The organism is Bradyrhizobium sp. WSM4872 (assembly GCF_055811715.1).
Window position 1 is genome coordinate 1 of record NZ_JBVVPT010000036.1, and the last position, 11,686, is coordinate 11,686.

Below are 11,686 nucleotides of genomic sequence, written 5' to 3' on the forward strand. Positions count from 1 at the left end.
CCCCCCCCACCCGGCACCGCGCCTGGCCCGGCGGGGCCCCCCCGCCCCCGCCCGGGCCGGGCGCAACACCGGGGCCCCCCGCCGGGCGGCCCCCCCGGGGGGGGGCGGGGGCTCGACACGGGGTGGATGAGGCGCCCGTGTCGGACGCAGGATCCACGTGAGATCGGCCGCAGGGCCTCAAATCAGAAGCAGGTGCGAACGCGGCCGACGTACTGGCCGAAGGCGTTGTACTGGGCGGTCCAGCCGCAGCGGTGATAGCCGTTGTAATAGGGGTCGTTGCTGGCGGCGATCGCGGAGCCGACGACGGCGGCGGTGGCGATGCCCAGGCCGACGCCGACGCCCCAGCCGAGCGGCTTGGCTTGCGCCTGCGAGGTGGTGGCGACGACGCTGCCAGTCAGGGTGAGCGCGGTGAGGGCAACTGCAAAAATCTTGGTCTTGATCGACATGTGAAACTCCATCCGGGTTGAGGCGGTCCGTTGTGGCCCGCGTACCGAGTTGGACGGAGGCTCCGCGCGTCCGGTTCGAAACCGGCAAAAACGGAGGTCGAGTCTGGCTCTTTCCCGAATGATTCCAGGAGGATAAGCGCTAGCCGAGAGGGCCTTTGGCGAGCCTCTTCACGTCGAAGTTATCAACCTCGGCAAGCAGCTCGCAAAAAGCGCGGGCGCCCTGGTCGATCAGCCGCTCGCCTTTCGCGGCGACGGCCAGCGTCGCATTGCCGATAGCGCCACTTGGGTTGAGATCCTGCGCCTGCCAGGCGAACGGTGCGGGTCGCTGCGTCGACAGCCAGCGATATTGCTGCTCCATCGCGATGCTGCTCGCGGGAAAATCCGCGATCGCATCAACGCGCACCTGATCGGGATAGCGGGCCAGCATGATTGAGGTCTCGACTGCACCGCCGTGGATGCCGTGCCGTACTTCGTCGGCCGGGAACAGCTGGTCCGCGCCCGACAGCCGCGACCACGACGTGGTCACCACGAACAGCTTCTGATGCGCGCGAAGATCTTGCGCGATCAGCATCATGGCCGCGCTGTTGCCGCCATGGCTGGTGATGATGACGAGCTTCTTCAATCCGCGGCGCGCGACGTCTTCGCCGATCGCGGTCCATTTTTTCAACGCGACTTCAGTCGGCAGCGTCTGCGTGCCCGGATAGTCGATATGCTCGGTGGAAATCCCGATCGGTTCAACGGGCAGGAAAGTGGCCGGAGCGCTCTCGGGCAGCAGCTCGCGCACCCGCGCGACATAGGCGTCCGCGATCAGCGCGTCGGTCTCCAGCGGCAGATGCGGGCCGTGCTGCTCGGTCGCCGCCAGCGGCAGCACCGCGATCCAGCGCGAAACCTCAGCTGGGCTGGTGTCGGCCCAGCGGATCTCGGTCCAGTCGCGGGAAGGCGTCATCAAGGTTTCTTTGCCCGAATTTGTCACGTAATTTGGGTTATCTGGGGACGCGGGCCAGGCCGGCTCGCGTCCCTGAATGTCTTGCGGTTTTATCGCGTTGCTTGGACATCGGCTAGAAGCGATCGACGGAGTCCCATCATGAGCCCCTCTCATCTGCGGCGAGCCTTAACGGCGGGCCTGATGGCCGCTTTCGTCTCGGTCGTTCCGGCGCGCGCCGAGACCCTGGACAAGGTCATGTTCGGCACCAATTGGGTCGCCGAGGCCGAGCATGGCGGCTTCTTCCAGGCGGTCGCAGACGGCACCTACAAGAAATATGGGCTGGACGTCACCATCGTCCCCGGTGGGCCCAACGAGAACAACCGGATGCTGCTGATCGCCGGCAAGATCGATTTCTTCATGGCCGCGAACACGCTGATGTCGTTCGACGCGGTCGCCAATAACGTCCCGGTCGTCACCATCGCCGCGGTGTTCCAGAAGGATCCGCAGGTGATGCTGACGCAGCCCGATGCCAAGGTCACCAAGATCGAGGACCTCAAGCCGCTGACGCTGTTCGTCTCCAAGGAGGGCATGACCAGCTATTTCCAGTGGCTGAAATCCGAATACGGTTTCAGCGAGAAGAACGTTCGCCCCTATAATTTCAATCCGCAGCCCTTCATCGCCAATCCCAAGAGTGCGATGCAGGGTTACGTCACCTCCGAGCCCTTCGCGGTCGAGAAGGCCGCCGGCTTCAAGCCCAACGTGTTGCTGCTCGCCGATTACGGCTTCAACACCTATTCGACCCTGATCGAGAGCCGCCGCGACGTGGTCGAGAAGAAGCCCGACCTGGTGCAGCGCTTCGTCGATGCCTCCATGGTCGGTTGGTACAATTACATCTACCGCGACAATTCCGCGGGCAACGCCATGATCAAGAAGCTCAATCCGGAGATGACGGACGAGCTGCTCGCCTATTCCGTGGCCAAGATGAAGGAGTACGGCATCGTTGATTCCGGCGATTCGCTGAAGAACGGTATCGGCGCGATGAGCGACGAGCGCTACACCTCCTTCTTCAACAAGATGGTGAAGGCGGGCGTCGTGAAGGCGGACCTCGATTTCCGCAAATCCTATACGCTGCGCTTCGTCAACAAGGGCGTCGGCGCCGAGCTGCGCCCGAGCAAGCCGTAGCGCAAGGCCGATGTCATCAATCCAAACGTCGGCGGGGGCTGAGGCCGGCCTGACGGCCCTGGCTGTCAGCCTGCGCGGCGTGACGAAGACCTATGACAACGGCGTGATGGCACTCGGCCCGCTCGACCTTGCGGTGCGCAAGGGCGAGTTCATCTCGCTGCTGGGCCCGTCAGGCTGCGGCAAATCCACCGCGCTGCGGCTGATCGCCGAACTCAGCGCACCGTCGTCGGGAATCGTGAGGCTGGCGCGTCGCGAGGGCGGACCCCAGCCAGGTCTTGTTCAACCAGGTCATATTCAACCAGGTCATGGCATCGGCTTCGTGTTTCAGGAGCCGACCCTGATGCCCTGGACCAGCGTGCGCGAAAACGTGCGACTGCCGCTGAAGCTCGCAGGCGTTCCGAAGGCGGAATCGCGCGGGCGTGCCGACGAGGCGCTGGCGAGCGTCGGGCTTGCCGATTTCGCCGAGGCTTTCCCCCGCGAGCTCTCCGGCGGCATGAAGATGCGGGTGTCGCTGGCGCGCGCGCTCGTCACCGACCCTGACATCCTCCTGATGGATGAGCCGTTCGCGGCGCTCGACGAAATCACGCGCTTCCGCCTCAACGACGACTTGCTCGCGCTGTGGCGCAGGCTAGGCAAGACCGTCATCTTCGTCACGCATTCGGTGTTCGAATCCGTCTATCTGTCGCAGCGCGTGGTGGTCATGACGGCGCGGCCGGGTCGCATCCAGGCCGACTTCCGCATCGAGACGGTCGAGCCGCGCGGCCAGGAGTTTCGCACTTCAGTCGCCTATTCCGATTATTGCCGGAAAGTGTCGGCGGCGCTGGCGCCGTCCTATGCAGGGCAGTCGACGCTATGAACGCGCAAACTTCCGTCACTGCCAAGCCGTCCGGCGCGCAACGCGCGGTGCGCTTCGTGCTGCCCGTCATCGTGTTCGCGGCGGGCCTGCTCGCCTGGGAGCTCGTGGTCCGCATCAAGGACATCCCGCCTTACGTGCTGCCGGCGCCCTCCGTCATATTCGTGACACTGATCAAGGATTGGGCGGTGCTGTCACAGTCGCTCGCCGCGACCCTGCTGACCACGCTTGAAGGTTTTGTCGCGGCCAGCATCGGCGGCATCGCGCTGGCGTTGCTGTTCAATCAGTCCAAATGGGTGGAAGCATCGCTATTCCCCTATGCCGTGGTGCTTCAGGTCACGCCGGTCATCGCGATCGCGCCGCTGCTGCTGATCTATCTGGAGCAGCAGACCGCGGTCGTGGTCTGCGCCTTCATCGTCGCCTTTTTCCCGGTGCTGTCGAACACCACGCTCGGACTCAATTCGGTCGATCGCAACCTCGCTGGCCTGTTCCAGCTCTATGGCGCCTCGCCGCAGCAGACCCTGCGCTTTCTCAAGCTGCCGGCGGCGCTGCCTTATATTCTCGGCGGCCTCCGCATTGCCGGCGGCCTGTCGCTGATCGGCGCGGTCGTGGCCGAGATCGCGGCGGGAACGGCCGGCGCCGGCTCCGGGCTCGCCTACAGGATCGCGGAATCCGGCTACCGCTTGAACATACCCCGCATGTTCGCAGCGCTGCTGCTGTTGTCGCTGGCCGGGATTGTCATCTATGGGGTGCTGGCGCTAGTTTCCCACCTCGTTTTACGGCGCTGGCACGAGAGCGCGCTTGGAAAGGACAACTGATGACCACCGGTTCGATTTCGTCCGAAAAGATCGACCTTCTGATTTATGGGCCGGTCCGGCCGATCCTCGAGAACGGGTTTTCCGATCATTTCGTCGTGCACAAGGCCGAGACGCGGGGCGATCTCGAGCGGCTGACGCCGGCAATCCGCGAAAAGATCCGCGGCGTGGCGGTGACCTATCACACCGTGCGCGCCGACAGGGATTCGCTGTCGCAATTGCCCAAGATCGAGATGGTGGCGAGCTTCGGCGTCGGCTACGACCACGTCGACGCCAAATACGCCGCCGAGCACAACATCATCGTCACCAACACGCCAGACGTGCTGACCGAGGAGGTCGCCGACGTCGCAATGGGCCTTCTGATCTCCACGGTGCGTGAGTTCATCAAGGCCGATCGTTATGTGCGCTCCGGTCTCTGGCAGACCCAGAACTATCCGCTCAGCGTCGGCTCGCTGCGCGATCGCAAGGTCGGGATCGTCGGCATGGGCAGGATCGGACAGGCGATCGCGCGCCGGCTCGATGCCTCGCTGGTGCCGGTAGTCTATCACACCCGCAATCCGTCCAAGGACGTCTCCTACAAGCACTACCCCGACCTGATCGAGATGGCGAAGGCGGTGGACACGCTGATGGTGATCGTGCCCGGTGGCGCCTCGACCAACAAGATGATCAACGCCGAGGTGCTGAAGGCGCTCGGCCCGCGCGGTGTGCTGGTCAACGTCGCGCGCGGCTCGGTGATCGACGAACCGGCGCTGGTCCAGGCGCTCAAGTCGGGCACCATCCTCGCGGCCGGCCTCGACGTGTTCGCGGCCGAGCCGAACGTGCCGGACGAGCTCAAGGCCATGCAGAACGTCGTGCTGCTGCCGCATATCGGCTCGGCCTCGGTGGTGACGCGCAACGCGATGGATCAGCTCGTGGTCGACAATCTCAAGTCCTGGTTCGCCGGCAAGGCGCCGTTGACGCCGGTTGCGGAAACGCCTTTCAAGGGGCGCTGATGAGAGTTCTTCGGGTCGTTGCATTCGCCGTCGCGGCCTCCTTGGCCGCGATCGGCATTGCGCAGGCGCAGGATACGACGACCCTGAAGAAGGAGATGCCCGGGCAGTGGGAGCTCTCGACCACCGAGCGCAGCAAGACCTGCGTCGTCACGCTCAAGGCCGACACTGCGGCTCAAGGCTTCAAGCTCGAGCTGGAGCCGGCCTGCAAGGCCGCGCTGCCCTTCACCAAGGACATCGTCGCCTGGAGCGTCAGGGGTCTCGACATCGTCCGCTTGCAGGATTCGAGCGGTGAAGCCGTGATCGACTTCACCGAGGTCGAGGCCGGCATCTTCGAGGGCCTGCGGCAAGGCGAGGGCGTCTACATCCTGCAAGACCTCGCCGCCGCCCGCTCGATGGCGAAGTCGATGGACCAGATGATCGGCGACTGGTCGATCGTGCGCGGCAACGGCCAGCCGGTCTGCGGGCTGACGCTGACCAACACGGAAGCCGGACCGGACAATTTCCAGGTCTTCCTCAAGCCGAAATGCGACGCGGCCATCGCGCAGTTCAACCCGACGCAATGGCGGCTCGAGCGCGGCCAGATCATCCTGCTGTCGAAGGCCGGCGAGGCCTGGCAGTTCGAGGCCGACGACAACGCGCAATGGCGGCGCGTCCCCGACACCGCCGATCCCCTGATCATGCTGCGTCAGTAGGCGCCGCGAAACCCGACCTCATCCTGAGGGCCCGCCATAGGCCGGCGTCTCGAAGGATGACCTCAGGCTAGGTCGTCGGCCTGGGCGGCGGCGCGGTGCCTTGGGCCCACTTCTCCATTTTGCCGAGCACGCCCCAGGCCGTGAGCGCCAGCGAGATCGGCATTGCGAACTGGCCGAGGCCCGGCACCGCCGAGACGAGCGTCCCGAGCAACCCGGCAAGGCCGCCTGCGTTGGGGCTCGCGGTCACTGACGAGAGCAGCGCCGTGATCAGCGAACCGCCGATGCCGAGCGCAGTTTTCTTGCCGTCGAGCATCTTGCCGATGGTGTCGCCGAGCGCGCCATTGACCTGGCCGAGGACGGGCTTGCCGTCCCCGTTGAGCAAGGTGCCGAGCAGGTCGACGACCTGCTTCAATTGATCGACGGGGGCGGAACTGGTCGGGGTGAGGGGTCCTGGCATGGGGGCTGTCTTGTTGACGAGGGAAAAGAGCCGTTCGAGCAGGCTGATCGGATCCGTGGTGGCGGGCAGCGTATTGCCCGATGTCGTCGTTGCCGGTGTCGTCGTTGGCGGCGTCACACCGCCGACCGGCGGCCGCAGCAATTGCGCGAGGTCCTCCAGCCGCTTCATGATCCGGGACACATCGCCGGTCGCTCCTGTGGGACCCGACTGCGTCGCGCGCGTGAGGGCGGCGACCGTGGCGCCGTCGAGAAGTCCGGTATCTCTCAGGCCGTTCTGCTGCTGAAACTGCGAGACCGCGGCCCTGGTCTTCGGTCCGCTGATGCCGTCCTCGGCGAGCGGCGGATTGGCGCCGAGCTTGTTGAGCGCCTGCTGCATGAGAACGATCGTCGACGCCGCGTCGTCTTCCGGCTCCGCGCGGCTCGCGAATTGCGCGCTGTCGTCGAGGGTGATCGAGGAATCCAGCGACATCATGGCATGCAGGATCACCGCGGTGCCGAGCTGGGAATCGACGTGGTTCGAATCGAACACGTGATCGCGGACGAATTTGCCGGCCCTTGCCTCAGGCGGGCCATACAGCGTCGAACCGCCATAGAGATAGGGCGAATTGCAGCCCTTGGCGTGATAGCCGAAGCCGTTGAACGCTTCGAGCCGGAACAGAATCCGCGCGATCCCCCAGTCGTGAGCGCCGACGAAATTCTCGATTCTGAAAGCGTCCACGGCGCCGTCCACGAACGTGGCAAACGGACCGCGCCCCTTCGGAACAAGCGTCGTCGCGCGATGAAGCGTTTCGCCGTTGCCGAGGTAGGTGTCGAAATCGAAATTGGACTCGCGGTAGTGGCAGAGGGCAGCGAAATACCAGGGGACGCCGGTCAGCCGTTCGATCTGCTGATAGGTCGCCTTGCCGTTGATGGCCTTGCGCGCGACCGCGTTCGCGTCGGACAGGCGTGAAGGCCGGATCTCGAGATTGGACCAATTGCCCTCGTATTCGCTTTTCAGACTCTCGAATGAAATCATTTTCCGCTCCCGCAATGAATGAATTTTCGCAACTGCGCGTCAGTCGAAATGGACCAGTGCCGTGATCAGGGCGCGAGGCCAGCGTGATCTCCCGCAAGTCTGGCAGGCCGCCGCGGCGCCGCGTGTGAAGTGGGTTACAACCTCGCCGGGAAAATGAGCGGCAGGACCGTGATCAGGGCGGCCGCCGGCGAGGGAACCGGCAGGACCGCTGCCCCGTTAGCGACGCGAGGCAGTCTGGCCAAGGAGCCCTGCATGACCACGCGCGTCCTCGCGATCGGCATCGAACCCGGCAATGCGGACTACAGCGCATTCCCGCAGCTCACGCCGGAGCTCGTGCGCAACTATATCGATGCGCAACTGCTGCGCCTGCGCGATCTCGGTTACGAGGTCACGAGTTGCCTGATCGATCTCGATGCCGCGGCGGAAGCCGCCGTCACGGCGGCGTTGCGCGAGGAGAATTTCGACTGCATCGTGATCGGCGCGGGCCTGCGCGAGCCCAGGGAGCGCCTGCTGCTGTTCGAGAAGGTGCTCAACCTCGTCCACCGCCTGGCACCCGACGCCGCGATCTGCTTCAACACCACGCCGGCCGACACCGCCGAGGCCGTGCAGCGTTGGGTCGATGCATGAGATGACGCGGCCGGCCCGCGCTGCGCGCGCGGCATGGCCTGAGCCGCCTTCGAGCCGAGCCTCCGGCGCCATCGCGAGACGTGCCGGGCCCCGGCATGGTGATTTGTCTGGTCCGAATCCGGCTGCGGCGCTATGAGTCGTCTGACCACAGGGGAGGGCGAGCATGCTTCGAGGTCTTCGCATTGGAAGTTTCGCTGTCGCGGCATGTCTGGCAGTTGTGATGGCGATGCCTCATGAGGCAGCGGCGCAAGACGCAATTGGCGGTGCCATCCTCGGCGGCGTCGGTGGAGCGATCGTGGGTGGCGCCATCGGCGGAGGCCGCGGCGCCGCGATCGGCGCCGTCGTCGGTGCCGGCACGGGCGCCGCGATCGCCTCGGAAGGCGAGCGCCGCCGCTCCGGCTATTACGCCTATCAGCGCGGCTGCTACATGCAGCGCCGGGACGGCTCCTACGTCCCGGTCGATCCGAGATATTGCTACTAGATCAACCGCATCCCGCGCAAACTCGCATGGCCGCTCTTGCCGACGATGATGTGGTCGTGCACGGCGATGCCGAGCGGCTTTGCGATGTCGATGATCGCCTTGGTCATCTGGATGTCGGCCTGTGACGGCGAGGGATCGCCTGAGGGATGGTTGTGCACCAGGATCAGCGCGGTCGCGGACAATTCCAGCGCGCGCTTGATCACCTCGCGCGGATAGACCGGGGTGTGATCGACGGTGCCGGTCTGCTGCACCTCGTCGGCGATGAGCTGGTTGCGCTTGTCGAGGAACAGCAGCCGAAACTGCTCCTTGTCGGCGAACGCCATGCTGGTGCGGCAATAGTCGATCACCTCGTTCCAGGACGACAGCGCGTTGCGGCTGTTGACCCCGCCCTTGGCGACGCGATGCGACGCCGCCGCGAGCAGCTTGAGCTGGTGGATCGCGGATTCGCCGATGCCGTCCACCTCGCGCAGGCGCGCCACCGGCGCGTGCACGACCTCGGCAAATGAGCCAAAAATCTTGATCAGCGTCTTCGCCAGCGGCTTGGTGTCGCGTCGGGGCAGTGCCGGAAACAGCGCCATCTCCAGCAGCTCGTAGTCGCTGAGCGCGTCCGCACCCGCGCTGTAGAAGCGCTCGCGCAGCCGCTCGCGATGGCCAAGATAGTGCGGCGCCTCTTCGGGCTTGCTCTTGTCGTGGTCAGGCTTGGCGGGCATCGGCCGCCAGCATTGCCGCGGGCAATCGTTTTTGCAACCGTCAATTGCGGCGGCGAACCCGGTTCACGCCAGCCGGCGACCCGAAGGTCAGCCGTCAGCCGCCATCACCCGATCTGCTTCTCGCCGTGCCGCTCCGACAGCGTGAAGATCTCGACGCCGGTGGCGGTGACGCCGACCGAATGCTCGAACTGCGCCGACAGCGAGCGGTCGCGGGTCACGGCGGTCCAGCCGTCGGAGAGGATCTTCACATGCGGCTTGCCGAGATTGATCATCGGCTCGATGGTGAAGAACATGCCGGGCTTGAGCTGCACGCCTTCGCCGGGCCGGCCGATATGGATGATGTTCGGCTCGTCGTGGAACATGCGCCCGAGGCCATGGCCGCAGAAATCGCGCACCACGCTCATGGCCTGCGGCTCGACGAAACTCTGGATGGCGTGGCCGATGTCACCGGTGGTGGCGCCGGGCTTCACCGCGGCGATGCCGCGCATCATCGCCTCATAGGTCACCTCGATCAGCCGCTCGGCCTTGCGCGCGATCGGGCCGACCGCATACATCCGGCTGGAATCGCCGTACCAGCCGTCGACGATGAAGGTGACGTCGATGTTGACGATGTCGCCCTCTTTCAGCGGACGGTCGCCCGGCATGCCGTGGCAGACCACGTGGTTGAGCGAGGTGCAGGTCGAATAGCGGTAGCCGCGATACATCAGCGTCGCCGGATAGGCATTGTTGCTGAAGGCGAAGTCGCGGACGAACTGGTCGATGCGCTCGGTCGGAACGCCGGGCCCGACGATGTCGGTGAGCTCGTCGAGACACTTCGCCACCAGCGCGCCCGCCTTGCGCATGCCGGCAAAGGCGCTTGGCCCATGCAGCTTGATCTGTCCGGTCTTGCGGAGCGAGGTATCGGAGGCTTCAACGTAGCTCATGCGGATGCGGTCTTCTCGGCACGGGGCCGGTATCGAGGTGGGCGCAAGGGTCTGATTTAAGGCCCTAATTTAATGATCGCGAGCCTTCATGCAAGCCAAGGTTGGCGGGCATGCGCCCGAAAGCCGGCTCAATTCGGGACTTCTACGGTGGTTTCCACCGGCAGGGCGCCGCCGCGGACGCGGATTTCGCGGACGGGGTAGGGAACCCGGATGCCCTCGCGCTTGAAGGCGTCCCACAGCGCCAGCATCACGTCGCTCTTGACGTTGTCCATGCCGTCGGGGTCGGCGATCCAGAAGGTCAGCGAGAACTTCATCCCGGCTTCGGCGAATTCGGTCAGGATGCAATTCGGCGGCTTGCCCTTCTGCGCGCGCGGATGCGCGGCCGCGGTCTCGGCGGCGAGCTTGCAGACCAGCCGCGGGTCCGCGTCGTAATTGGTGCCGAAGGCGATCTTCACAAGCGTGTTCTTGTCGGTGTAGGTCCAGTTGACGACCTTCTGCGTCACCAGATCCTCGTTCGGCACCAGGAATTCGCGGCCATCGCCGGCGGCGACGGAGATATAGCGCGTCTTCATCGCGCTGATCCGCCCGGTGTTGTCGCCGATGGTGACGAGGTCGCCGGGCTTCACCGATTTGTCGGCGAGCAGGATGATGCCCGAGATGAAATTGGCGACGATCTTCTGCAGGCCGATACCGATGCCGACGCCGACCGCGCCGGAGAACACCGCGAGTGCCGAGAGATCGATGCCGACCGTGCCGAGCGCGATCACGATCGCGACCGCAAGCAGGCCGATGCGGATGATCTTGACCAGCAGCACCTGCACCGATGGCGTCAGATCTGTGGTCGAGTTGATCCGGCTCTCGGCGAAATTGCTGGCGATGTTGGTGAGCCAGAGCGCGATGAGCAGCAGCGCGCCGGCCTTGATCACGAGCAGCGGCGTCAGCCGCAGCCCGCCGAGCACGATGGCGAAGGAGTCGAGCAGGTCGACCGTCGCATCGAGCTGGCCCACGATGGAGAGCGCCGCGACGAACCAGGCCGTGATCGACACCAGCTTGACGATGAAGGCGTTGCGCAGCACCGAGGTCACCAGCCGGACCGCGAGCCAGGCCAGGCCGAGCTTGGCGGCGACCATCAGGAGATAGCTGCGGCTCGGCCAGGTCGCGTGGTACATGACCACGCGCGAGACGATCACGAGCAGGGTGAACGCCGCCGTCGAGGCGCTGGAGACCATCACCCGGGCGAAGTGCCGGAGCGGCAGCGGCCAGCGCATCGCCAGCGAGGTCATGTCGACCCGGCTGCGAACGGCGGCTTCCGTTGCATAGGCGATGCCGGCCGCGGCCAGAATGAGCCCGAATTGCAGGTAGAACCAGGGCGAGGAGATTTCCGCCCCGACGCTGCGCGCGGTGGTCTGCACGAACTCCATGAAGTCTTTGAGGTCCATGTCCATCGGTCTCGTGGGGAAGTCGTCGGGAGGCATTGATTCGAGCGCGCCGGAGAATCCCACAAAGGGCCCGGCGGGACCACCGATACACCGCTAGGTGAAGTGCGTTAAGGCCGCAAAATGCGGGCAG

The 11,686-nt window shown here is 65.2% G+C and carries 13 protein-coding genes; 7 read left to right on the top strand and 6 right to left on the bottom strand.

From position 1 onward, the window contains the following. Positions 1-182: 182 nt before the first annotated feature. A complete protein-coding gene (locus AC0L3C_RS31820) occupies positions 183-446 on the bottom strand; it encodes a hypothetical protein (protein WP_473282109.1) in 264 nt (87 codons plus the stop codon). A gap of 139 nt (positions 447-585) precedes the next feature. Continuing rightward, a complete protein-coding gene (locus AC0L3C_RS31825) occupies positions 586-1,392 on the bottom strand; it encodes a creatininase family protein (RefSeq protein WP_473409922.1) in 807 nt (268 codons plus the stop codon). A 138-nt stretch (positions 1,393-1,530) separates the two neighbouring features. On the opposite strand from AC0L3C_RS31825, the gene AC0L3C_RS31830 reads away from it, so the two are divergent. Genes AC0L3C_RS31830 through AC0L3C_RS31850 form a run of 5 tightly spaced genes read left to right on the top strand, consistent with a single transcriptional unit; the run spans position 1,531 to position 5,905 of the window. Then, on the top strand, positions 1,531-2,553 hold the full coding sequence (locus tag AC0L3C_RS31830) for an ABC transporter substrate-binding protein (RefSeq protein ID WP_473265076.1): 1,023 nt from the start codon (positions 1,531-1,533) through the stop codon (positions 2,551-2,553). A 10-nt stretch (positions 2,554-2,563) separates the two neighbouring features. Next, the gene (locus tag AC0L3C_RS31835) at positions 2,564-3,409 is read left to right on the top strand and encodes an ABC transporter ATP-binding protein (protein ID WP_473409923.1); all 846 of its coding nucleotides are present in this window, start codon (positions 2,564-2,566) and stop codon (positions 3,407-3,409) included. After that, positions 3,406-4,224, top strand: a complete 819-nt coding sequence (locus tag AC0L3C_RS31840) for an ABC transporter permease (protein ID WP_473409924.1) — start codon at positions 3,406-3,408, stop codon at positions 4,222-4,224. Before AC0L3C_RS31835 ends, AC0L3C_RS31840 begins: the two co-directional genes overlap by 4 nt. Further along, the gene (locus tag AC0L3C_RS31845) at positions 4,224-5,213 is read left to right on the top strand and encodes a 2-hydroxyacid dehydrogenase (protein ID WP_473265079.1); all 990 of its coding nucleotides are present in this window, start codon (positions 4,224-4,226) and stop codon (positions 5,211-5,213) included. Before AC0L3C_RS31840 ends, AC0L3C_RS31845 begins: the two co-directional genes overlap by 1 nt. Next, positions 5,213-5,905: an AprI/Inh family metalloprotease inhibitor gene (locus tag AC0L3C_RS31850; RefSeq protein WP_473282119.1), complete on the top strand. Its 693-nt coding sequence runs from the start codon at positions 5,213-5,215 to the stop codon at positions 5,903-5,905. The genes AC0L3C_RS31845 and AC0L3C_RS31850 overlap by 1 nt, the downstream gene beginning before the upstream one ends. Positions 5,906-5,972: 67 nt before the next feature. Here AC0L3C_RS31850 and AC0L3C_RS31855 read toward each other — a convergent pair whose 3' ends face one another. Next, positions 5,973-7,376 (bottom strand): peptidoglycan-binding protein, encoded by a 1,404-nt coding sequence (locus AC0L3C_RS31855; RefSeq protein ID WP_473409925.1) that lies wholly within the window; start codon positions 7,374-7,376, stop codon positions 5,973-5,975. A 252-nt stretch (positions 7,377-7,628) separates the two neighbouring features. Here AC0L3C_RS31855 and AC0L3C_RS31860 point away from each other — a divergent pair, with 252 nt between their 5' ends. Both AC0L3C_RS31860 and AC0L3C_RS31865 read left to right on the top strand, forming a co-directional pair. Beyond that, the gene (locus AC0L3C_RS31860; RefSeq protein ID WP_204513176.1) at positions 7,629-8,003 is read left to right on the top strand and encodes a hypothetical protein; all 375 of its coding nucleotides are present in this window, start codon (positions 7,629-7,631) and stop codon (positions 8,001-8,003) included. Positions 8,004-8,166: 163 nt separating this feature from the next. After that, the gene (locus tag AC0L3C_RS31865; protein ID WP_473265082.1) at positions 8,167-8,484 is read left to right on the top strand and encodes a glycine zipper domain-containing protein; all 318 of its coding nucleotides are present in this window, start codon (positions 8,167-8,169) and stop codon (positions 8,482-8,484) included. Here AC0L3C_RS31865 and radC read toward each other — a convergent pair. The 3 genes from radC to AC0L3C_RS31880 all read right to left on the bottom strand — a co-directional run bounded on the left by radC (position 8,481) and on the right by AC0L3C_RS31880 (position 11,562). Further along, positions 8,481-9,194, bottom strand: a complete 714-nt coding sequence (gene radC / locus AC0L3C_RS31870) for a RadC family protein (protein WP_473265083.1) — start codon at positions 9,192-9,194, stop codon at positions 8,481-8,483. The genes AC0L3C_RS31865 and radC overlap by 4 nt on opposite strands. 104 nt (positions 9,195-9,298) lie before the next feature. Beyond that, on the bottom strand, positions 9,299-10,117 hold the full coding sequence (gene map / locus AC0L3C_RS31875; protein ID WP_007597786.1) for a type I methionyl aminopeptidase: 819 nt from the start codon (positions 10,115-10,117) through the stop codon (positions 9,299-9,301). A gap of 128 nt (positions 10,118-10,245) precedes the next feature. After that, a complete protein-coding gene (locus AC0L3C_RS31880; protein ID WP_473265084.1) occupies positions 10,246-11,562 on the bottom strand; it encodes a mechanosensitive ion channel family protein in 1,317 nt (438 codons plus the stop codon). Positions 11,563-11,686: the final 124 nt, after the last annotated feature.